Raw genomic sequence first — 20,819 nt, 5'->3', positions numbered from 1 at the left:
ATTCACAGTTTATTCGCGCGTTATTCGATGCTTATGCACAGATTTTTTATCCCTTCAAGCTGTTGATAAAAATATATTAAAATGACTTATCCACAAATAGTATCCCCACTATTAATAACAGTAGGTTTTAAATAACTTCGTTAGTAATAGTAGTGTGATGCATGAAAACGAGTGGTGGGCGTCAAGCCGCGCCGCTATTGCCTTTTTCACGCTTTTTATGCAAGGAAAAATTGCACCCGGCGCGGGAAGTCTCTACAATTTCCGGTCTTGAATTGAAACTCCCCGGCTAGTTCCTCACTGGACCGGGTCTTTTGGAATTCACTTTCCGTCCTAAACCACGTGGGAATAACGAGTTATGAAACGCACTTTTCAACCCAGCGTTCTCAAGCGCAAGCGCGCGCATGGCTTCCGTGCTCGTATGGCAACCAAAAACGGTCGCGCCGTGATCGCACGCCGCCGTGCCAAAGGCCGCAAGCGTCTGAGCGCCTGATCTCGGATTGCGTGTGTCGCCTCAAGGCTTTCCCCGGTGCTTACGTTTGCTAACTGCCGGGGACTTTAGTCACGTGTTTGAACAAGCCGACCTCAAAGTTCATGGCAAAGGTATGATGGCGCTAGCGCGCATGAGTACTCGGGGATACCCCCGCGTTGGACTGGTGGTCAGCAAGAAAAATGTGAAGCTCGCTGTGGATCGTAACCGCTTCAAGCGACTCGTTCGGGAATCCGTTCGCCTACGTCAGGATCACCTACCCTCTGTGGATATCGTGATATTGGCAAAACGGGGCGTACAGGATGTCGATAACGAAACGCTCACCCGCCAGCTACACGGCATGTGGAAACGGCTTCAGCGCGACGCACAGGCGGTGTCTGCACCTCCCCCGCCTCATGGCGTAACACGTGACGCTTGACGACACACCTCGCCGCTCGACCTCGGCCTGCCGCTTGGCAGGCTTTCGTGTGTCATGGGTCGAGTAAATGACACTGCGCCATTAGCATGTTCACCACCCATCGGGCAGAACCCTCATGGACGTAAAACGACTTTTATTACTGATTCCACTGGCAGTGCTTGCCTACCTTTTGGTTGTACAGTGGAATCAGGATTACGGGCAGACCACCTACGACTCGACGCCAGAGATCACCCAAAGCAGCAATGGGACTCCTGCGAGCGAGAACGCTAGTAACGATCTTTCCGTCCCCAGTACCTCCGCACCGGATAACGCCATCAGTGAAGGCGTTGGCGACGAGCAGAGCGACACCGCTAGCCGTGACTTCATTGCGGTCACCACGGATGTCCTGGATGTCCGTATCGACCCCTTCGGTGGCGATATCGTCTACGCGGCCTTACCGCAGCATAAGCTGACGCTGGATTCCGACCGCAACTACGTGCTGCTGTCGGACAACGCCACGCGCAGCTACGTCGCCCGCTCTGGCCTGCAGCTGGATGGCCAAGCAAGCCGCATCGCTTTCACGCCCGAGCGTAACGAATATCGCCTCGGCGATGACGAAGAGCAGCTCAGCGTTGACTTGACGGCCGACGTGAATGGCGTCGATGTCATCAAGCGCCTCACGTTTGATCGTGGCAGCTATGCCGTGAACGTGAGCTACTACCTGGCCAACAACACCGAAGCCCCGGTTACCGCTCGCTTCATTGGCCAATTGGCTCGCGATAACAGCCCGGATCCGTCCAGCGGTGTGGCCATGGGCATGAACTCCTATCTAGGGGCGGCCTACTCTACGCCAGAAGCGCGCTACGAAAAGATCGACTTCGATACGATTCAAAGCCGTAACTTCGACAATCGCGAGGCCCAAGGGGGCTGGATCGCGATGATCCAGCACTACTTCGTATCGGCTTGGGCACCGGCTCAAAACCAGCAGAACCTCTACTACGTAACGACCGATTCTCGTGATCGTAACGTAGTGGCCTTTGCTGGCCCTACCAGCAGCGTCGCCGCCGAGGGTGAAGCTACGCTGAGCGCTACGCTCTACATGGGTCCGAAGGTTCAAGACTACCTTGAGCAAGTCGCACCGAACCTTAAGCTCACCGTGGATTACGGCTGGCTGTGGTTCATTGCCAACCCGCTGTTCTGGCTGCTGGATAAGATCCACGACATCGTCGGTAACTGGGGCTGGTCGATCGTTCTGCTGACCGTGCTGGTAAAACTGGTGCTCTTCCCGCTGTCTGCCAAGGCCTACAAGTCCATGGCGCGTATGCGCAAACTGGGCCCAGAGATGCAGCGTCTCAAAGAGATGTATGGCGACGACCGCCAGAAAATGTCTCAAGAGATGATGAAGTTCTACCAGAAAGAGAAGATCAATCCGCTGGGTGGCTGTTTGCCGATTCTGGTACAGATGCCGGTATTTATCGCCCTGTACTGGATGTTGCTGGAATCTGTCGAGCTGCGCCACGCGCCGTTCATGTTCTGGATCCAGGATCTCTCGGTGAAAGACCCCTACTTCATCCTGCCGATTCTGATGGGTATTTCGATGTTCGTTCAGCAGATGCTGAACCCGACACCGCCAGACCCCATGCAGGCGAAGATCATGAAGATGCTGCCGATTATCTTCACCTTCTTCTTCCTGTGGTTCCCGGCAGGTCTGGTCATCTACTGGGTGGTCAACAACATCATCTCGGTGGCGCAGCAGTACTTCATTACGCGCAGCATCGAGAATGACCCAAGCGTCGGCAAAGGGATGCGAACCAAGTAATCGCTCTCCTCTGCTACTCCCAGACCCCCGCCTTTGCGGGGGTCTGGCGTTTTAGGGCGAACGTGCTCATCATGAGCGCCATCGCGATACACTCTCCCTTTTTCGTCTTTAGGAAGCGTCATGGCCGACCGACTCTATACCCAAGACACCATTACCGCCTTGGCAACCCCACCTGGCCGTGGCGGTGTGGGCATCATTCGCGTATCAGGCCCCGCCTGCCGCTCGATAGCCGCTGAGATACTGGGTGATTGCCCTGCTCCCCGTTACGCCCACTACGGTCCGTTTCACGGCGCTGAGGGCACTATCGACGAGGGCATCGCGCTCCTGTTTAACGGCCCCCACTCCTTCACCGGTGAAGACGTGCTGGAGCTTCAAGGCCACGGCGGCCCCATCATTATGGATATGCTGCTTGAGCGCTGCCTAGAGCTAGGCGCTCGCCTGGCCCGGCCTGGGGAGTTCTCAGAACGTGCCTTTCTCAACGACAAGCTGGATCTGGCCCAGGCAGAAGCGATTGCCGACCTGATCGATGCCACCTCCCGCTCTGCCGCTGAAAATGCCGTGCGCTCGTTACAGGGCGAGTTCTCACAGCGGGTTTCCGCCCTGGTGGAGCGGCTGATCGAACTGCGCGTTTACGTGGAAGCCGCCATCGATTTTCCTGAGGAGGAAATCGACTTTCTCGCCGATGGCCATGTCGCCACGCATCTGGAGAGTATTCAGCAAGCGCTGGTTGGCGTTCGCAAAGCCGCTGGGCAGGGCGCTCTGCTACGTGAAGGCATGAGCGTGGTGATCGCAGGGCGCCCCAACGCGGGCAAATCGAGCCTGTTGAACGCACTGACCGAGCAGGATACGGCTATTGTGACGGACATCGCGGGCACCACTCGTGACGTACTGAGGGAGTACATTCACCTAGACGGCATGCCGCTGCATATCATCGATACTGCCGGGTTGCGTGATACGCCCGATGCGGTAGAGAAAATCGGTGTTGCCCGGGCATGGGAAGAGATCGAAAAGGCCGACCGAGTACTGCTCATGGTGGATGCATCCACCACAGCGGTTACCGACCCAATGAGCATCTGGCCTGAGTTTGTGGAGCGCCTCCCCGATCAAAGCAGGCTTACCCTGGTGCGTAATAAAATTGATGCCAGTGCCGAAGCGCCTGGCATTGACTTATCCACAGCCACGCCCATTGTCCGGCTGTCTGCGAAAACCGGAGAGGGTGTGGACAGTTTGAAAACGCATTTAAAAGACGTCATGGGGTTCTCTGCAACGACAGAGGGCCGCTTCTCCGCCCGCCGCCGCCACCTGGATGCCCTGGACCGCGCCATGGCTGCCCTCGATACCGGCCGCGCCCAGTTGGATGGCTACGGCGCTGGCGAGCTTCTCGCCGAAGACCTGCGAGACGCACAGCAAGCGCTGGGAGAGATCACCGGTGAATTTAGCGCCGATGATCTGCTGGGCGAAATTTTTGGTAGCTTCTGTATCGGCAAATAGCCGCTGCCACTCACTACCACTACTCGCCCACTCGCCATTTGGCGCGGTAGCGGCTGTCGCTCCCCAGCAGCGGTGTCACCTGGGACATCGCTGCAGCTAGCTGCTCATCCAGCCCCCAGGGCGGATTGATGACCACCATGCCGCTTCCATACATGCCGTGCGTGCTCTCCGCCGCGGCCCGTAACAGCAGCTCGCTGTGCCAAATCTTGCGAATGCCGCTCGCTTCAAGGCCGCTGAGCAACGTGTCATGGTGCCCGGCGGGCAGCAGCGGGTACCAAATCATCACCACGGCGTGGCGCGCTTTTTCGAGGCTGTAGGCCACCGCATCGACGACCTCTTGATACTCCACTTTGCGCTCGTAACTCGGATCTATCAACACGCACAGCCGTGGCGTCGCCACCGGTAACAGCTGCTTCAAGCCAAGCAACCCATCGCCATAAATACGTCGGGCCTGTTTGGGCAGGGCTTGCCCGCTCAAATGTTCGTGCTCACCAGGGTGCAGCTCAAATAGGCGCAGTGAGTCCTGCTCACGCAGCCCCTGAGCCAGCCACCAGGGTGAACCAGGGTAGTGCGAAAGCTCTGTGGACTGTGGCTGTACGCTTTCCAACGACGCCACCCATTTTTCAAGTAAGGGATCGCTCAACTGCTGCCGAGCCTGCCAGAGCGGTGCGACGCCTTCTCGATACTCTTTAAGACGCTGGGTCTCTTTCGTGACCAGCGGATAGAGCCCTCTGCCTGCATGGGTATCAATATATGTAATCGCTGATTTTTTACGTAATAAATAATCCCTCACTGCGTAAAGCATTAAATGCTTATGAACATCGGCAAAGTTACCGGCGTGGTAGGCGTGTTGATACGACAGCATGGCAGCTCGCTAGCAGTTGAACGAAAAAAAGCCCGCTATGTGAGCATAGCGGGCGTTGGACGGCAATGCCGAGATTAACGCATGAGGTTACTGGCCGTTGCCGGTAGGCGTCAGGGTGATTTCGACGCGACGGTTTTGCGCACGCCCCTGCTCGGTATCGTTGCTTGCCACCGGCTGGTTAGCACCATAGCCCATGGTGTTCAACCGCATGGAGGACACGCCGTTCTGACTCAGGTAGCTACCAACCGACTGGGCACGGCGCTCTGAAAGGCGCTGGTTGTAGCTGGCATCACCGGTACTGTCCGTGTGGCCGGCAATATTTACACGGGTATCGGTGTACTGAGTGAGGACATTCGCCACTTCGTTCAGGGCGCTGCGCGCATCCGAGGTGAGTTCGGCGGAATCGAAGCCAAACGTGACGCTGCTAGGCATGTTGAGCACGATATCGTCGCCACGGCGGTCAATCTCGATACGCGATCCTTGCAGGTTATCGCGAAGCTGCTGCTCTTGACGGTCCATGTAGGCACCCACACCCGCACCGGCGGCCGCGCCAACAGCGGCACCGATCAGCGCGCGGTCGCGACGACTCGTACTGCCGTCACCGGATAAAGCGCCCGCCGCCGCGCCAATCGCCGCACCAATACCGGTGCCCATGGCAGTGCTAGAGCGCTGCGTTTGACCGCCGTAAGGATCGGACGTCGCGCAGCCAGCCAGTAACATCGCCGCTGCCAGTGGGGTCAGTAGTCGAGAAATACGCATCACTCACTCCTTGTTTATGATTGAGATAGTACCGAATCCATCGCTGGTCACTCTTCGCTCATCAAGGCCAGCAACTCGTTCAAGAATAATAGACCTTGGGGCGATGCACGCAGCTTTTCAGGCATTTCCATTAAAAGTCCTTTTTCTTGAGCACTTTGTAAACGCGCAAGTAACCGTGCCTGTGGCTGGCCAGTGTGGGCCGTCCAATCCGCTAGGGGGACGCCCTCGGTCAGGCGCAGCGCGTTCATGGCAAACTCCAGCGGTAACTCGTTTGGCTCAATGAGCTGCTGGCCTGCTACGAAGCCACGCGGATCATTGGCACGGCGCAAGTACGCATCGGGCTGACGCGTTTTCCAACGCCGTTCGATCTGCCATTTCCCTTGGGAGTCTATGTAGGAGAGCTTTCCATGAGCACCTGCACCGATTCCCAGGTAGTCGCCAAATCGCCAGTAGTTCAGGTTATGGCGGCTCTGACATCCTGGGCGGGCATAGGCCGATATCTCGTATCGACTTAGCCCGGCTTGTTCCAGTCGCTGATGCCCTGCCTCCTGAATGTCCCATAGCGCCTCCTCCTCTGGCAGGGGGGGCGGATGCGAGAAAAACGCCGTATTGGGCTCCAGGGTTAACTGATACCAGGAAAGATGTTCTGGATTGAGGGCAAGTGCCTGGTCGATGTCTTCCATGGCTTGCTCGGGCGTTTGCTGAGGAAGCCCGTGCATGAGATCGATATTGAGGTTATCGAATCCCGCCGCTCTGGCTTCAGCGATGGCGGTCACCGCTTCGTTGCCGGTATGAATTCGCCCCAGTGCACTCAGTTGAGTGGGCCGGAAACTCTGTACGCCCAGCGACAAGCGATTGATACCAGCGTCCCGATAGCCGATGAACCGCTGCTGCTCGGTCGTGCCTGGATTGGCTTCCAGGGTGATTTCAATCGTAGGCGAAAAGGAGAGGCGTTCACGAATGCCATCGAATAACTGTCGATAAAACGTTGGCGATAGCAAGCTAGGCGTACCGCCCCCAATAAAAATGGTTTGAAGGGGGCGGCCAGACGCCAACGCCAAATCGCCGTCCAAATCACTCAGCAACGCGGCCAAGTAGGCCGCTTCGGGTAGTGCGTTGGTGCCAGGTTCGTGAGAATTGAAGTCGCAATAGGGGCACTTGCGCACACACCAAGGCGTATGAATGTAAAGCGATAGTGGCGGCAACTGTTCAGCCATGCGCCACCTTCAAAATATCGACCAAGGCATGCAGTGCACGCCCCCGATGACTCAAGCGATTCTTCGTTTCGCTGGGGAGTTCTGCCGCGCTCATGCCCTGGTCAGGTAGCCAAAAGAGAGGATCGTAGCCAAAGCCCCCCTCACCCCGCGGATGGGCCAGTACCTCACCTTCCCAGCTACGCTGAACGATGACCGGTACCGGGTCTTCTGCATGGCGTAAATAAACCAAGACACACCAATAGCGGCCCGTACGCTGGCCTTCCGCGCACTCACTGAGTGCTGCCAGCAGTTTCTCATTGTTACGCTCGTCGCTTTTCGGCTCACCGGCATAGCGGGCGGAGTAAATGCCAGGTGCCCCATGCAACGCATCGACCTCCAGACCTGAGTCGTCGGCGAGCGCCGGTAACCCGCTTACACGACTCGCTTCACGGGCTTTTAACAGCGCATTTTCAACGAACGTTAGTCCTGTCTCTTCGACATCGTGCACACCAAACTCCGCCTGGGGGCGTACATCCAGCCCAAGGGGCGATAGCAACTGATTGAATTCTTTTAATTTTCCAGAATTTCCACTGGCTAAAACGAGCGTTTTGGCTGCATTCATAGGGGCGACCTCCTCACATGAGGCGATCAGTTTACGCCTACCGAGAGCGCAGCTAAAGGCGACAAAATGTAACTAAAGGTATATTAGAAAAATGAGTAAATAATTTTTATATTGAAATAATTTATTTAAAATCAATAGCTTATTTAAATTAACTTTTTAACTACCATTTTCTTCATGTTTTTTAATAACAAAACTTTACGAAAAGGACGTATTGGGCAACACTCTTCGTACCACCTGATTGCTTTCAATCCAACCGAGGCCTCCACAATGTCACATGAGAAGACGCACGGCTTGGTGTACATCGTCACCGAAAAAAGCCCCCAGTCGCAGCTCTTTGCCGACTATTTACATGACCACACAGGTTGTACGGTGAGCATCCACTCGCCAAGAAGCCAACTGCCTGCCGCCATCCCAAGTAAGCTGCTGATCCTCATCGATAGCGACCATATCGGTGTGGACGCCTTGCCCGAATGGCAGGACAAACTTCCCGATAGCTTGGCTAAAACCTCACTGGCCGCCTTCAACATCCGCGATATGGATCATGCGCTGGAAGCTTTGTCCTGCGCACAGCTCAAGGGCGTCTTTTATCGCAACGAAAGCTTGGAGGTCATTTGCAAAGGCATTCATGCCCTGCTGGAAGGTGAGCTATGGATGTCTCGAGATTTAATGGCGCGTTTGATCCTTTTTTACCGTAAGTATCAAAGCAACGCGTTCCGACCTGCCTGCGGCTTGACCAACCGAGAAATGGAGATCATTTCGTTACTCAGTGCAGGCTCTTCCAATCAACAAATTGCCGACAAACTCTTTGTGAGTGAGCACACGGTTAAATCACATCTTTACAACATCTTTAGAAAAATCAATGTGCATAACCGCATTCAAGCACTGAATTGGATTCACCAAAACTTAGGTCCGATTCTGCCTAATATCGAAACGGCACGCAGCTTACAGCGGCATCGGTAAAACTTAATAAGAGATAAACATCATGGCAGCTAAGCATAAAATATCAATTGCTCTCTTATGGTGTTTAACAAGCGTTGCAAACGCTCAACCTAATGGGCCGGTTGATGCATCGTCACTTACCAGGAATGAGCAGGCCGAAGTAGATGCGATTAACCAATTATCGAGCCCGGACGGGCCCGAAATTCAAGGTAGACCCAATGGTAGTAGTGAGCTAACCGGCATCATGGTGGACCGCACTATCACAATGGCGGGTAAAACGTTCTATCGAGCATTTAGTCAGCAGGCGATGGATAACGTCATCATCGGCAATGCCACTATTACCATTCAAGAGCGTCCTGACGCTCGCTGGGGCAGTCAAGTATGGATCATGGAAGGCAACCGGATGTACTTCAGAACACAGCTTTCTCCAAGAATCAGCGAAGCTGATCGCGTAGCGGGAGACGCTGTAAAAACCGTCGAGGAAGCGCTGCTTCAACAGCAGCTATCAGCCGCTTTGACCTCGGACAAAGACTTGGGGAAAGAGGAGCTATTCTAATGAAAATGCTAAAAAAAGCAGCCAGCGCAGGGCTGATAATAATAGCAGTTACGCAAGCACACGCAGGCGACTTAATCTATCAGCCCATCAACCCTTCGTTTGGTGGTGATCCTTTTGTGGGTAGCTACCTACTCGGTAAAGCACAAGCACAGGATACAACGACAGATCCGAACACACGCAGTGTACAGTCACTCTCATCAACGGAACGCCTACTACAAAATTTAGAAAGCCGATTAATCTCTCAACTGATTTCTGACGTCAGTCGTGGTGAAGTTGAAGAAGGCAGTTTTGATAGCGATGAGTTTGGCGTCGTCGTGAGTGACAGCAGCGGCCAATTAGTGGTTCGCGTCGTCGATAAAATAACTGGCGATGTAACTGAAATTAGCGTAGGCGGCTTATTTAACCCTTAATTATCAAAAAAGTACGCGAAAAATAGCACGGCTTAAAGTATTTCAGGGGAACACCATGAAAATAATCGCCTCGATTGTCATTGCTGGGTTACTCAGCGGATGCGCTGGGATGGTAGCCACGTCGGAAAATTTAGAGGGGGCACAAGCAACGCTGACACCAAGAGGTGCTACCTATCAAGACCTGGTGTCGTTACCACCTCCCGCCGGAAAAATCTTTGTCTCTGTGTATGATTTTCGAGACCAAACCGGACAATATCGACCCGCCCCGGCCAGCACCTTTTCAACGGCCGTCACCCAAGGGGCCGCTGCTATGCTCACCGGCGCGCTCGCTGATTCAGGCTGGTTCATACCACTGGAACGGGTAGGCTTACAGAACCTATTAACCGAGCGACGCATCATTCGCGCTGAGTTCGAGCGTTTTGGCCAGCCCGATACCTTGCCGTCACTACGCGCGGCTTCCGTCATGCTCGAAGGAGGAATCATCGCTTATGAATCCAATATTCGAACAGGAGGAGCGGGAGCGGAGTACTTCGGTATCGGTGCATCAGGTCAATATCAAGTAGACCAAGTAACCGTCAATTTGCGTGCGGTAGAAATATCCACCGGTGAAATACTTGCCAACGTCACCACCACCAAAACTATCTACTCCAAAGAACTCAGAGCCGGCGTGTACCGGTTTATCGACTTTAGGCGTTTGCTAGAGGCAGAGGCAGGTATCACCACGAACGAACCTGTACAGTTAGCGGTGATGTCCGCTATCGAGTCTGCGGTGATTCACTTGATTGCACGTGGGGTGGAAAACCGTCTTTGGAACTTATCACCAGGAACCAATCTACAGGATACGGTTCTAGGTGACTACCTCAACGAACCTATACCTATGCTTTAAGTAGCCATTCTATCTATTAATCAAAGCCGCTTCCTTAAGCGGCTTTTTTATTAAAGGCTTCTATCTTTCAGGCTATAGGTACTAGTATTAAAAAACTCATCAATTAAGATTAAAACCATAACCTATATATTCATAAAAAACACCAACTTTATAAGTTAAGGATTAGAAAAATTTCCGATAGCGCCTTCTTTTAAATCGTCCAAACTCAACACAGGAAACAAAAAGACACATAACGTTTCAAAAGGAAGACCCAATGAAACCGTTCAACCAATTACCAGCCCATCAAAAGACAGGATCCGTAGCCTCCTGCATGGCATTGGTAATGGGTGTCTTACTAACCAGTTTAAATCCAGAAGCTTCAGCAAACGACCAGTTCATTGACAGCATGTCTAGAGTCACACAATACGTAGAGTCTCAAGATGTCAGCCATTTAAAAGGCAATGTGAGCATCATTCAGCAGCAAGGCATTAACAACAGCGCGAGCGTCGTTCAATCTCGTTCAGCGAATTACCAATTTAAAAACTTCGCTTACATTAAACAAACTGGATATAACAATCAGGCCAATTTGACCCAGCACAATGGCAACAATATTGGCGTGATTGTTCAGCAAGGCCATAACCATAGCGTTACGGCTATTCAAGAAGGGAACAGTGTTGGAGTTGCGTTGAATGCCATCCAAAATGGCTTCAACAGCAGCTTAATGGTTTCACAATCGGGCAGTGGCCTACGCGATGTAAATGTCCACCAACAAAACTATTCGGGCACTTCACGACCGGTCACTATCGATATCAACTGAGTCGCACTTGGCTTCTCAGTTAACCACCAAAGCAAGTCGATCGATACAAAGGGGAATATCATGAAAATGCAACTTACCGCCCTAGCTGCTGCCGTTGGTTTTGCTGTAAGCGGTGCTACTTTCGCACAACAAACAATCACTGAAAAAAATGACCTTTTATACAACTCAACTACTTTACCGGCACAAGGTGGCGGTTGGGGCGTAGATAATAAAAACAGCGGCTTAGATAATGATGCCTGGACTGACAATAATACCAGCCCATTCATTGAGTATAGCAACTTAGAAAGAAATTCAGAATTTGATGGGTTTCAAAACGAACTAACTACTGGTATGACAGGAAGTACAGCCAGTGGAAACGAATCAGTAATCGATCAGACCACTAACCTAAGCAGCACAACAGGTAACGTAGCCAGTGTTCTGCAAGGTAATGGAACTAATAACCAGTCTCTTGTTGTACAGAACAAGCAAGGTACTGGTGACGCATTAAGTGCTTATGTGGATCAAAGTGGAGATAACAACGTATCTAATGTCAAGCAAGATCTTAGTTATGGCGCTATTGCTAATGTATCTCAAGACGGTACTGCAAACCAAGCGCGTATTGAACAACTAGGTGCCGATCTAAATAGCGCTGAAATCCAACAAACTGGTATCAATCATAAATCCATCATTGAACAAGGGATTCTTAATGGTGGTGCTACTGGAAACGTGGCATGGTCTGAACAAAGTGGGTCTACTAATCAAAGCTTTATTAAGCAAGGCCGTCAAAATAACTATGCTGAAGCAAAGCAACATGGTACTGATGGTAGCAATATGATGCGTCAGCGTGGTGATGACAACGTTGCTGTCCTAGACCAAACTGGTCAATCAAACTATTCTTATGTTTATCAGGATAGTCGCCCTAATTTTGATGGAAACTCTGCAGATATCACTCAGAGTGGAAGCAATAACGTTTCTGACGCTGATCAGGCAGGTGGTGGTAATGATGTCACTGTCTCACAAACAGGTAATGATGCTCTATCAACCATCTACCAGCGTGGTACAGGCAATACTGCAGATGTAGATCAGTCAGGCGGTTTCGATGCTTCAAATATCTTACAATTTGGTGACGGACATCAAGCATTTGTCAAGCAATTGGGAGACGGCATCTACAACACTTTAAACGAGTCTCATATTTTACAAAATGGATCAGGTAGTCACTTCGCAGATGTCACTCAAACGCATGTAGGCTCTGGCTGGAATAATATTTCCACCATTACTCAAAACAGCAGTGTTAATGCCTCGGCTACAGTTAAACAAACAGGCAGTGGAAACCGCGCCTCTACCATCCAGTATTAAACCTTGGTTAGCCAATACTCCCAACCGCCCCCCAGGGGGCGGTTTTTTTATGCCTTAACGCACCACCACCGTCAGCGTGCCTCCTTTGCCTTGGGTCGAAGAACGTGAGCGGTTGCTGCCTTTGACGATATCGACCTCTAGCCTCTCGTCGTCACTCAACAGCTTGACCGTTCCTTCCAGCGTGTCGCCTTCAAAGGTAAATTCTGCAGGCACCGTGCCGTGAGTTTCAGGGTGTTCAACGGTGTCGCCATTGTGGGTAATGCGCCACTCGGCGGAAAACTCAGCGCCGGGGGAGCCGCTCATGGTGATGTGGATCTGGGTCATATCCTGCTCCTGTGCGGCTAGCCCTGTTAAGGGAAAGCCAAAGGTGAGCACGGCGGTAAACAGAGCACCGTGTAAACGTAAAGCCTGCCAAGCCGATGGTTGTTTCATGGTTAGCTACCTCATTAACCACAAGAGCCGCTCAACATGAGCGGCTCTTGCAGTGTAGCAGGCGTTCTAATTACCAGTTACCCAGTGTTACATAACAGCAAAGGCTTTCTCTGCGGCATCCAGTGTAAGCTGGATATCCTCAGGCGTATGGGCACTGGACATGAAGCCGGCTTCATAGGCAGAAGGCGCAAGATACACGCCGTGATCCAGCATCGCACCAAAGAAGCGACGGAAAGCATCGGGATTACACGCCGTGGCTTGAGCAAAGTTATCCACACGGGACTGTGAGGTGAAGAACACGCCGAACATGCCCCCTGCAGACTGCGTCATCATCGGCACTCGCGCCGCATTGGCGCGCTCTTGCAGGCCGTTACACAGCGTTTGTACGCGCTGGCTCAAGGCATCGTGGAAGCCCGGTACCTGTAGCTTGGTGAGTAGCGCCACCCCGGCGGCCATGGCCAGCGGGTTACCCGAAAGGGTGCCCGCCTGATATACCGGCCCCAGCGGAGAGATGTTTTGCATGATGTCGCGCTTGCCGCCAAACGCGCCGACTGGCATACCACCGCCGACGATCTTACCCAAACAGGTCAAATCCGGCGTGACACCGTAGTAGGCCTGGGCACCGCCCAATGCTACGCGGAACCCCGTCATCACCTCGTCAAAAATCAGAATGCTGCCGTACTCGTTACAAACGTGGCGCAGGGTTTCCAAGAAACCTGGCTGAGGCGGAATACAGTTCATATTACCCGCCACCGGCTCGACGATAATGCAGGCAATCTGCTCACCGATCTCTGCAAAACACGCCTCTACGCCTTCCGGGTCGTTGTAGGAGAGCGTGATGGTATGCTCGGCCAGCGAGGCCGGTACACCCGGTGAGCTGGGCTCGCCGTGAGTCAAAGCACCAGAGCCCGCTTTTACCAGCAGGGAGTCCGAGTGGCCGTGGTAGTTACCCTCGAATTTAACGATCTTATCGCGCCCCGTGGTGCCCCGCGCCAGCCGAATCGCTGACATGGTGGCCTCGGTGCCCGAGCTGGTCATGCGCACCATTTCCATGGAGGGAATCATGTCGCAGATCAGGTCTGCCATGGTGGTTTCCACGGCGGTGGGGGTACCGAACGAGAGCCCGTTATCCAACCGCGCACGCACGGCTGCCAGCACGTCTTGATCGGCGTGACCGGTGATCATTGGCCCCCAGGAACCAATGTAATCGACGTAGCGGTTGCCCTCCACATCAAAGAGGTAGGCGCCCTGCGCACGCTCCATGAAGACCGGCGGGCGGTGCAACCCTTTGAAGGCACGCACAGGAGAGTTCACGCCCCCAGGAATATGGCGACTCGCGAGGTCAAACAGTTCAGCAGATGTGGTCATGGCATCCTCTATATAAATGACTTACTACCAATGAGATCAAAAGCGCACGGGGCGTGGCAAGCGATTCGGCAAGCACTGCCCGCTCGGGGGCTGGTAGCCGTGAGACAAGCTCTCCCAGGTAAAGTGCTGCGCCTGTTCGCACGCCGTTGGTAAGCGCTCACCTACCGCTAGGCGCGCTGCCAAGGCTGCCGCGAGCGTACAGCCGGAACCATGAAATACTTCCGGCAGCCGCGGCCATTGCCACTGGCGAGTGGTGTCGGGCGAATGCAGTGTATGCACCACTTGCTGTGCCGTACCGGGTAATGGGTCATCCGTTGCCGTCACCAGCACCGCTTGGCAACCCTGAGACAGTAGTGACACCGCACGGGCGGTATCGTCATAAGGCTCATGGATCTCAGGCGTCAGCGCCGCTAGCTCAAAGCGGTTCGGGGTTAAGATATCCACAAGCGGTAGCAGCCGATCACGGTAGAGCGACTGCAAAGCAGCTGTGGATAACATAGTGCCTCCCCCGGCTTTGAGAACCGGATCGGCAACCACGGGTACCCCAGGAAAACGGCGAATGATCTGCTCCGCAGCGCGTAGCGTAGCTTCATCCGCCAGCAGGCCGAGCTTGATCGCGGCAACCTGCATATCACCGACGGCTTCGGCCATTTGCCGCATGGCACCAGGGTCGGCGGGCATCACCCTAGAGACGTTATGGCAGTTCTGCACGGTCATCGCCGTGGGGATCGTCACCGCCCAACCGCCGCAGGCAGCAATGGCTTCGCTGTCGGCGATCAGTCCGGCACCGCCCGTGGGGTCATGACCCGCTAACACTAAAACGACGGGGGGAAGGGGTTGGCGCATCAAAAGGGCTTCACAACCGCCAGGAGAATAATCGCGACCAACGCAATCACAGGGGCTTCATTGAACCAGCGAAAGAATACGTGACTCTTGGTGCAGCGCGACTGGTCAAACTGTTTCAGATAGATCAGGCAAACGTGGTGGTAGGCAATCAACAGCACGACCAGCGTGAGCTTAACGTGCATCCAGCCCTGGCTAAACCACGCGGGCACCAAATAGAGCATCCAACCACCAAAGATCAGCACCAGGATCATCGATGGCGTCATGATGCCGCGATAGAGCTTACGCTCCATGGTTTTGAAGTACGTGATTGCTTGCTCATCGCCTTTGTCCCGGGCCATGGCGTGGTACACGTAAAGTCTTGGCAGGTAGAACAGTGCGGCAAACCAAGTCACAACGGCCATCAAATGAATGGCCTTTACCCATTCGTACATGGTCTCTCCTTAGGCGGTGGGCTTTTTGCTAGGGCTCAGTGTCACGGACATCCGGCTGTCGAGCGTCAGTGTAGTGGTAATAACGCTCGATCGCGCCCCGGGTAATGATACCTGAAATTCGCTGCTGCTTTGGTCGATAGCCATGTACGACGTACAGTGCCCCAAGCGCACTGTCTTGAAGCTTTAAAAACGCCTCCGATAGCGTGGCCTGCAAACCAATCGGCGCCATTTCCAGCCGCTGGCCGGGAATCTCCAACAGATCTACCAGCTCATCCTCCGGCGGTGCTTCGCCATCGAGTGCCTCATCGTGCTCCAGCAGCCAGCGGGCAAGCTCCGCTGCCTTCAGCGCCAGCACGGGCTTGTCGTCACTGGAGCGCTCGATCACCAGCCACATGGGGTTGGTTTCCAGCAAGCGGCGGGCTTGGTCTGGCGTAATCATCCGTTCGGTACGCACCAATTGGCGCTCCATCACCGCCGGAACCGATACTCGGGAGAGCGCCTGCATCAGCGGCTGCTGCAGCGGGTGTAAACCGTAGCGCACCGAGCTAATGAAGAAACCTTCACAGCCCGTCAGCTGGCGCGACGTCAAGCAGGCCACCACCACGACCAGCATTCCTGGCAGCATAATATTGGGTGTATGCGTCAATTCTAATAGCGCCATTAGTGCAGCAAGAGGCGCCTGAAGGACAGCCCCCATCATCGCCGCCATGCCGAGCATGGCGTAAATGCCCGGATCGGCAGCTTTCTCGGGCCATAACCAACCGCCGAGCATGCCGCCGAGCGCACCAGTGGCCGCCCCCGCCACCAGCACCGGGCCGATAATGCCGATGGGCACACCGCCTGCCACGGTTATCGCCGTCATCAGCAGCTTGGCCACCATCAGCGCCAGCAGCACCGTGATCGTCAGCTGATTATTCAGTGCTGCGGCGACGCTGTCGTAGCCGATCCCCTGAATCTCAGGGAACCGCCACGCCAACGCCCCAGTGGCCACACCCACCACTCCTAATCTCAACCACAACGGCAATTTTTGTAAGCGCTGGCTGCGAGAGATATGGATAAATACGCCTGCCATTAACCCAATCACCAAGCCAACAATGACGATCCAGGGCAGGTTCATCAGCGAGCCTAGCGCCACCTCAGGAATCCGAAAGGCAGGCTCGTTGCCATACATCACCTGCGCCACCAGCGCGCCCATAGTGGAGGCTAAGATCACCGGCATAAAGCTCATCAGGGTGTACTCCATCATCACCACTTCCATGGCAAAGATCACCCCAGCGATGGGCGTGTTGAACGAGGCCGAAATGCCTGCTGCCGTGCCGCAGGCCACCAGCACCCGCAAGCTGTTATTGGGCAGCCGCAGCTTTAGCCCTAACCCGCTGGAAGCCGCCGCACCTAAATGAATCGCAGGGCCTTCGCGCCCAGCAGACAAGCCACCCAACACGGAGACGACCCCCACCCACCACTGGTTCAGCCAATTACGCAGTGGGAAACGCCCCTGGTGATAGGTGAGACGCTCGATCACATGGCTGACCCCGAGCTTGCGCGCAGCGGAGCGCTGCCGATATAGCAACAGGCCAATCAATGTGACGGCGACGATCGGCAGAAGTGCTCTCAGCCACGGTGACAATCCTTCGAAGGCTTCCGGATCCCCCTCCGGCATATAGAGCACCGCCCCGGCTTCAAGCAGCAGGCGAAACGCCACCATCACTGCCCCAGTAATCACCCCAGACACCAACCCCAGCACACACAGCTGCGGTAAGGCATCCACGTTCGCCAACTGGCGGCGAAAGCTCTCTAGAGTGAAATCTGACCGAGAAAAACGTGCCACAACGTCCGTCCTTGCGTTTGTTGTTCGTTTCATTGTCTCGCGTTGCGCAGCGCTCTTAAGCGCTGGCTCTCTTGTGTATCATAGCTGGATACACTTCAACAGCCTGGCCACACTCATTAGGCTGTTAATTATTCAAGCGTTGGCTGTGCGAAGCACACAAGGAGTGGTTTGTGATTAACGTTGGCATTGTAGGCGGCACCGGTTACACCGGCGTCGAACTTCTCAGGCTGCTGGCCCAGCATCCTCAGGTAAGCGTGAAAGCCATCACCTCTCGCTCAGAGGCGGGCGTGAAAGTGTGCGACATGTACCCCAATTTACGCGGCCACTACGACACGCTGGCGTTTAGCGAACCTGACGCCAAAGCGCTGGGCGCGATGGATGCGGTCTTTTTCGCCACGCCCCACGGCGTTGCCCATGCGCTTGCAGGCGAGCTGCTGGCTAACGGAACCCGGGTAATCGATCTCTCCGCCGATTTCCGCCTACGAGATGCCGACGAGTGGAGCCGCTGGTACGACCAACCCCACGGCGCGCCGGAACTGCTGGAAGAAGCCGTCTACGGCCTGCCCGAAATGCACCGCGAAAAGATCAAAACAGCGCGTTTGATTGCCGTTCCTGGCTGCTACCCCACCGCCGTTCAACTCGGCTACCTGCCGCTGTTAGAAGCGGGCTTAATTGATCCAAACCAGCTGATTGCCGACTGTAAATCCGGTGTGACCGGTGCTGGCCGCGGCGCTAAGGTCGCCTCGCTGCTCGCCGAGGCCAGCGAATCGATGAAAGCCTACGGCGCGGGCGGCCACCGCCATCTGCCGGAAATTCGTCAAGGCTTGGGCGACATGCAGCCCAACCCGGTGGGGTTGACCTTTGTGCCCCATCTAACGCCCATGATCCGCGGTATTCACGCCACGCTCTACAGCACGCTGACCGCCGAGCCCGACGACTTACAGGCCCTGTTCGAGCAGCGCTACGCCAACGAGCCGTTCGTGGATGTGATGCCCGCCGGCAGCCACCCGGAAACCCGCAGCGTCAAAGGCAACAATACCTGCCGGATCGCGGTCCACCGCCCGGGTAACGGCAATACAGTCGTGGTGCTCTCGGTCATTGATAACCTGGTGAAGGGCGCCTCTGGTCAAGCCATTCAAAGCCTCAACCTGATGTTTGGCTTTGACGAGCACATGGGGCTCAACGCCCCTGCACTGATGCCCTAACATTCGAGGAATTCCCAGCAATAGTTGACCAATTTGCTGGGAATTACCCATAATCACCCCCCAATGCGGATTATTCGTTCTTAAAGCTCGCGGGAGGTACCCATGAGCGGTGCAGAAGCTTTTGTTCCAACCCCTCTGTTACTGTCAGACAGCGCACGCAAGCGCATCAAAGCGTTAATGGCTGAAGAGAGTAACCCGGCGCTGAAACTGCGCGTGTACGTTACCGGTGGCGGCTGCTCAGGTTTTCAATACGGTTTTGACTTCGCGGACAACGTTGCCGAAGACGACACGCTGATTGAGTTTGGCGATGCCACGCTGGTCGTCGACCCGCTCTCGTATCAGTACTTGGTCGGCTCCACGGTCGATTATGAAGAGGGCCTGGCGGGCGCACGTTTTCGTGTCCAAAACCCAAATGCCACCACGACTTGCGGGTGCGGTGCCTCGTTTATGGTGTGACCAACGTTGGTGGCAACCCCTTCCCCATGACTTGACGCCTTGGCGGTTTCTCGCCAAGGTTGAAAGGTCAATAACGTTTGCTTGCCCGATTTATAAGAAAAAAAATTCTATAAACAGTGCGGCAAACCACATAAAACATGGGGAAACTAATGAAACACTTACTCACTACCTCTGCCGTGGCAACCGCCATCACACTGGGCTTGGGCAGTACCACTGCGTTTGCACAAACGCCGTCCGTTAACGTGGCCACTGACCCAAGCTTTGTGCCCTTCGAGATGCTCGACCCCGAGACCGGCGAAATGATCGGTTTCGACATGGACATCATCAACGAAGTCGCCGAGCGCGCCGGCTTCGAAGTCAACCTCACCACCATGGAGTTCTCTGGCATCATTCCCGCCGTACAAACCGGCAGCCAGGAGATCGCCATTGCGGGTACCACCATCACCGACGAGCGCTCCCAGGTCGTCGACTTCTCTGACCCCTACTACGATTCTGGTCTGCGCATCATCGTTCGCGCCGATAACGAAGAGGTGTCTTCCATCGACGACCTAGAAGGTCTGGCGGTGGCAACCAAAATCGGCTCCACCAGCTACGACTTCCTCCAGCAAGAGCTCGGCGAAGACGCCGACATCACGCCTTACCCCGGCACCGCCGATATGTACATGGCACTGCTGGGCCGCAACGTCGATGCCGTGCTTTACGATGCGCCGAACGTTGCCTACTTCTCGCAAACCCGTGGCGAAGGCCGTACCAAGGTGGTCGGCCCGCTGTATGAGGGTCAGCAGTACGGCATCGTGTTCCACAAAGGCAGCGAGTGGGTAGAGCCGACCAACGAAGCGTTGGCTGCCATGCGCGAAGATGGCACCTACGATGAGATCTACACGAAGTGGTTCGGTGAAGCCCCCAGCGCTGAGTAAGTAGCGCATAGGCCATCATCAACGCTTAAAGCGACTCTCACCACAGGGCCGGGCGGCCATTTCCCCCGGCCCTGTGTCGTTGTTCCTCTTGCCTGGAGATAACGCGTGGACGTTAACTTTCAGTTCGACTGGTCGGCTGCGTTTAGCTCGATCCCCTATTTGTTACCCGGTATTCCCTGGACCCTACTGATTTCGTTTGGTGGTCTGGCGATTGGTTTTTTCATCGGCATTTTCTTTGGTCTTTTGCGCATTAGCCCGGTGCGCTGGTTACGCTGGCCAGCCATCGTCTATATCGAAGTGTTCCGTGGTACGCCCATTCTGGTGCAGGTACTGTTCATTTTTTATGGCTTGCCACAGCTCTTGGGCGGGCCTATCAACGCGTTGGTCGCCGGTATTGCAGCCATTGCCGTCAACTCCGGTGCCTATATCTCTGAGATCGTGCGCGGCGGCGTGCAGTCCATCGAGCGCGGCCAGCGGGAAGCATCGCTATCGCTTGGCCTCTCCCGAGTACAGTCCTTCCGGTATGTCATTTGGCCCCAAGCCCTGCGCCGTATGATTCCACCGCTGGGCAACCAGGGCATTATCAGTATCAAAGATACCTCGCTCTTCTCCGTCATCGGGGTCAGTGAGCTGGTACGTCAAGGGCAGATCTATATCGCCACCACCTTCACCGCGCTGGAGGTCTACTTCATGGTGGCATTGATGTATCTCGCCATTACCTGGACCCTCTCACTGGTGCTGCGTCAACTCGAAAGCCGCGGCCTCGCCGGCCAATAAG

23 protein-coding genes are annotated in these 20,819 nt (G+C 54.7%); 14 read left to right on the top strand and 9 right to left on the bottom strand.

Annotation, left to right across the window (positions count from 1 at the left end):
* Nucleotides 1-355: 355 nt before the first annotated feature.
* The 4 genes from rpmH (at nucleotide 356) to mnmE (ending at nucleotide 4,194) form a co-directional block, all read left to right on the top strand.
* Nucleotides 356-490: a 50S ribosomal protein L34 gene (gene rpmH / locus CTT34_RS18220; RefSeq protein WP_009723348.1), complete on the top strand. Its 135-nt coding sequence runs from the start codon at nucleotides 356-358 to the stop codon at nucleotides 488-490.
* A gap of 13 nt (nucleotides 491-503) precedes the next feature.
* On the top strand, nucleotides 504-905 hold the full coding sequence (gene rnpA, locus CTT34_RS18215) for a ribonuclease P protein component (RefSeq protein ID WP_159343663.1): 402 nt from the start codon (nucleotides 504-506) through the stop codon (nucleotides 903-905).
* Nucleotides 906-1,020: 115 nt separating this feature from the next.
* Nucleotides 1,021-2,703, top strand: coding sequence for a membrane protein insertase YidC (gene yidC / locus CTT34_RS18210; RefSeq protein ID WP_159343662.1), 1,683 nt, complete (start codon nucleotides 1,021-1,023; stop codon nucleotides 2,701-2,703).
* A gap of 120 nt (nucleotides 2,704-2,823) precedes the next feature.
* Nucleotides 2,824-4,194, top strand: a complete 1,371-nt coding sequence (mnmE, locus tag CTT34_RS18205) for a tRNA uridine-5-carboxymethylaminomethyl(34) synthesis GTPase MnmE (RefSeq protein ID WP_159343661.1) — start codon at nucleotides 2,824-2,826, stop codon at nucleotides 4,192-4,194.
* Between the two features lie 19 nt (nucleotides 4,195-4,213).
* Here the strand turns inward: mnmE and CTT34_RS18200 are convergent, their stop codons facing one another.
* The 4 genes from CTT34_RS18200 to rdgB all read right to left on the bottom strand — a co-directional run bounded on the left by CTT34_RS18200 (nucleotide 4,214) and on the right by rdgB (nucleotide 7,636).
* Complete coding sequence (locus tag CTT34_RS18200; protein ID WP_159343660.1) at nucleotides 4,214-5,059, bottom strand: 23S rRNA (adenine(2030)-N(6))-methyltransferase RlmJ; 846 nt, start codon at nucleotides 5,057-5,059, stop codon at nucleotides 4,214-4,216.
* Nucleotides 5,060-5,146: 87 nt separating this feature from the next.
* Nucleotides 5,147-5,818 carry a YiaD family glycine zipper/OmpA-like lipoprotein gene (locus tag CTT34_RS18195; protein WP_159343659.1) on the bottom strand — a complete coding sequence of 224 codons (672 nt, stop codon included), beginning with the start codon at nucleotides 5,816-5,818 and terminating at the stop codon, nucleotides 5,147-5,149.
* A gap of 47 nt (nucleotides 5,819-5,865) precedes the next feature.
* A complete protein-coding gene (gene hemW, locus CTT34_RS18190) occupies nucleotides 5,866-7,035 on the bottom strand; it encodes a radical SAM family heme chaperone HemW (RefSeq protein WP_159343658.1) in 1,170 nt (389 codons plus the stop codon).
* A complete protein-coding gene (gene rdgB, locus CTT34_RS18185; protein ID WP_159343657.1) occupies nucleotides 7,028-7,636 on the bottom strand; it encodes an RdgB/HAM1 family non-canonical purine NTP pyrophosphatase in 609 nt (202 codons plus the stop codon). The genes hemW and rdgB overlap by 8 nt, the downstream gene beginning before the upstream one ends.
* 267 nt (nucleotides 7,637-7,903) lie before the next feature.
* On the opposite strand from rdgB, the gene CTT34_RS18180 reads away from it, so the two are divergent.
* The 6 genes from CTT34_RS18180 to CTT34_RS18155 all read left to right on the top strand — a co-directional run bounded on the left by CTT34_RS18180 (nucleotide 7,904) and on the right by CTT34_RS18155 (nucleotide 12,558).
* Nucleotides 7,904-8,596 (top strand): LuxR C-terminal-related transcriptional regulator, encoded by a 693-nt coding sequence (locus tag CTT34_RS18180; RefSeq protein WP_159343871.1) that lies wholly within the window; start codon nucleotides 7,904-7,906, stop codon nucleotides 8,594-8,596.
* 22 nt (nucleotides 8,597-8,618) lie between these two features.
* Entirely contained in the window at nucleotides 8,619-9,131 is a 513-nt protein-coding gene (locus CTT34_RS18175) for a CsgE family curli-type amyloid fiber assembly protein (RefSeq protein ID WP_159343656.1), read from the top strand.
* Nucleotides 9,131-9,541, top strand: coding sequence for a curli assembly protein CsgF (locus tag CTT34_RS18170; RefSeq protein WP_254436430.1), 411 nt, complete (start codon nucleotides 9,131-9,133; stop codon nucleotides 9,539-9,541). The genes CTT34_RS18175 and CTT34_RS18170 overlap by 1 nt, the downstream gene beginning before the upstream one ends.
* A gap of 55 nt (nucleotides 9,542-9,596) precedes the next feature.
* Nucleotides 9,597-10,427, top strand: coding sequence for a CsgG/HfaB family protein (locus CTT34_RS18165; RefSeq protein WP_044628584.1), 831 nt, complete (start codon nucleotides 9,597-9,599; stop codon nucleotides 10,425-10,427).
* A 253-nt stretch (nucleotides 10,428-10,680) separates the two neighbouring features.
* A complete protein-coding gene (locus CTT34_RS18160) occupies nucleotides 10,681-11,223 on the top strand; it encodes a hypothetical protein (protein WP_159343655.1) in 543 nt (180 codons plus the stop codon).
* Nucleotides 11,224-11,283: 60 nt separating this feature from the next.
* Nucleotides 11,284-12,558 (top strand): hypothetical protein, encoded by a 1,275-nt coding sequence (locus CTT34_RS18155; protein ID WP_159343654.1) that lies wholly within the window; start codon nucleotides 11,284-11,286, stop codon nucleotides 12,556-12,558.
* A 54-nt stretch (nucleotides 12,559-12,612) separates the two neighbouring features.
* Here the strand turns inward: CTT34_RS18155 and CTT34_RS18150 are convergent, their stop codons facing one another.
* From CTT34_RS18150 to CTT34_RS18130, 5 genes are all read right to left on the bottom strand, one after another.
* Nucleotides 12,613-12,990, bottom strand: a complete 378-nt coding sequence (locus CTT34_RS18150) for a hypothetical protein (RefSeq protein ID WP_159343653.1) — start codon at nucleotides 12,988-12,990, stop codon at nucleotides 12,613-12,615.
* A gap of 87 nt (nucleotides 12,991-13,077) precedes the next feature.
* Nucleotides 13,078-14,358 carry a glutamate-1-semialdehyde 2,1-aminomutase gene (hemL, locus tag CTT34_RS18145; protein ID WP_058577319.1) on the bottom strand — a complete coding sequence of 427 codons (1,281 nt, stop codon included), beginning with the start codon at nucleotides 14,356-14,358 and terminating at the stop codon, nucleotides 13,078-13,080.
* A 36-nt stretch (nucleotides 14,359-14,394) separates the two neighbouring features.
* On the bottom strand, nucleotides 14,395-15,204 hold the full coding sequence (thiD, locus tag CTT34_RS18140; protein WP_159343652.1) for a bifunctional hydroxymethylpyrimidine kinase/phosphomethylpyrimidine kinase: 810 nt from the start codon (nucleotides 15,202-15,204) through the stop codon (nucleotides 14,395-14,397).
* On the bottom strand, nucleotides 15,204-15,635 hold the full coding sequence (gene hemJ / locus CTT34_RS18135; RefSeq protein WP_159343651.1) for a protoporphyrinogen oxidase HemJ: 432 nt from the start codon (nucleotides 15,633-15,635) through the stop codon (nucleotides 15,204-15,206). The genes thiD and hemJ overlap by 1 nt, the downstream gene beginning before the upstream one ends.
* A gap of 28 nt (nucleotides 15,636-15,663) precedes the next feature.
* A complete protein-coding gene (locus tag CTT34_RS18130) occupies nucleotides 15,664-17,463 on the bottom strand; it encodes a chloride channel protein (RefSeq protein ID WP_159343650.1) in 1,800 nt (599 codons plus the stop codon).
* Nucleotides 17,464-17,633: 170 nt separating this feature from the next.
* Here CTT34_RS18130 and argC point away from each other — a divergent pair, with 170 nt between their 5' ends.
* The 4 genes from argC (at nucleotide 17,634) to CTT34_RS18110 (ending at nucleotide 20,818) form a co-directional block, all read left to right on the top strand.
* Complete coding sequence (gene argC, locus CTT34_RS18125) at nucleotides 17,634-18,668, top strand: N-acetyl-gamma-glutamyl-phosphate reductase (protein ID WP_159343649.1); 1,035 nt, start codon at nucleotides 17,634-17,636, stop codon at nucleotides 18,666-18,668.
* Between the two features lie 102 nt (nucleotides 18,669-18,770).
* Nucleotides 18,771-19,124, top strand: a complete 354-nt coding sequence (gene erpA, locus CTT34_RS18120) for an iron-sulfur cluster insertion protein ErpA (RefSeq protein ID WP_083025782.1) — start codon at nucleotides 18,771-18,773, stop codon at nucleotides 19,122-19,124.
* Nucleotides 19,125-19,273: 149 nt separating this feature from the next.
* A complete protein-coding gene (locus CTT34_RS18115) occupies nucleotides 19,274-20,041 on the top strand; it encodes a transporter substrate-binding domain-containing protein (protein WP_159343648.1) in 768 nt (255 codons plus the stop codon).
* Nucleotides 20,042-20,146: 105 nt separating this feature from the next.
* A complete protein-coding gene (locus tag CTT34_RS18110; protein WP_159343647.1) occupies nucleotides 20,147-20,818 on the top strand; it encodes an amino acid ABC transporter permease in 672 nt (223 codons plus the stop codon).
* Nucleotide 20,819: the final 1 nt, after the last annotated feature.

The organism is Halomonas meridiana (genome assembly GCF_009846525.1).
GTDB lineage: Bacteria > Pseudomonadota > Gammaproteobacteria > Pseudomonadales > Halomonadaceae > Vreelandella.
The sequence above is the reverse complement of the archived record's forward strand: the minus strand, read 5'-3'. Positions and strand labels throughout refer to the sequence as shown.

Coding starts and splice junctions, on each gene's coding strand:
- CTT34_RS18155 (WP_159343654.1), top strand. CDS start 11,284: ATGAAAATGCAACTTACCGCCCTAGCTGCTGCCGTTGGTTTTGCTGTA.
- CTT34_RS18115 (WP_159343648.1), top strand. CDS start 19,274: ATGAAACACTTACTCACTACCTCTGCCGTGGCAACCGCCATCACACTG.
- hemW (WP_159343658.1), bottom strand. CDS start 7,035: ATGGCTGAACAGTTGCCGCCACTATCGCTTTACATTCATACGCCTTGG.
- CTT34_RS18165 (WP_044628584.1), top strand. CDS start 9,597: ATGAAAATAATCGCCTCGATTGTCATTGCTGGGTTACTCAGCGGATGC.
- CTT34_RS18175 (WP_159343656.1), top strand. CDS start 8,619: ATGGCAGCTAAGCATAAAATATCAATTGCTCTCTTATGGTGTTTAACA.
- rpmH (WP_009723348.1), top strand. CDS start 356: ATGAAACGCACTTTTCAACCCAGCGTTCTCAAGCGCAAGCGCGCGCAT.
- hemJ (WP_159343651.1), bottom strand. CDS start 15,635: ATGTACGAATGGGTAAAGGCCATTCATTTGATGGCCGTTGTGACTTGG.
- CTT34_RS18170 (WP_254436430.1), top strand. CDS start 9,131: ATGAAAATGCTAAAAAAAGCAGCCAGCGCAGGGCTGATAATAATAGCA.
- hemL (WP_058577319.1), bottom strand. CDS start 14,358: ATGACCACATCTGCTGAACTGTTTGACCTCGCGAGTCGCCATATTCCT.
- CTT34_RS18180 (WP_159343871.1), top strand. CDS start 7,904: ATGTCACATGAGAAGACGCACGGCTTGGTGTACATCGTCACCGAAAAA.
- mnmE (WP_159343661.1), top strand. CDS start 2,824: ATGGCCGACCGACTCTATACCCAAGACACCATTACCGCCTTGGCAACC.
- erpA (WP_083025782.1), top strand. CDS start 18,771: ATGAGCGGTGCAGAAGCTTTTGTTCCAACCCCTCTGTTACTGTCAGAC.
- CTT34_RS18160 (WP_159343655.1), top strand. CDS start 10,681: ATGAAACCGTTCAACCAATTACCAGCCCATCAAAAGACAGGATCCGTA.
- CTT34_RS18200 (WP_159343660.1), bottom strand. CDS start 5,059: ATGCTGTCGTATCAACACGCCTACCACGCCGGTAACTTTGCCGATGTT.
- rdgB (WP_159343657.1), bottom strand. CDS start 7,636: ATGAATGCAGCCAAAACGCTCGTTTTAGCCAGTGGAAATTCTGGAAAA.
- CTT34_RS18150 (WP_159343653.1), bottom strand. CDS start 12,990: ATGAAACAACCATCGGCTTGGCAGGCTTTACGTTTACACGGTGCTCTG.
- thiD (WP_159343652.1), bottom strand. CDS start 15,204: ATGCGCCAACCCCTTCCCCCCGTCGTTTTAGTGTTAGCGGGTCATGAC.
- yidC (WP_159343662.1), top strand. CDS start 1,021: ATGGACGTAAAACGACTTTTATTACTGATTCCACTGGCAGTGCTTGCC.
- CTT34_RS18195 (WP_159343659.1), bottom strand. CDS start 5,818: ATGCGTATTTCTCGACTACTGACCCCACTGGCAGCGGCGATGTTACTG.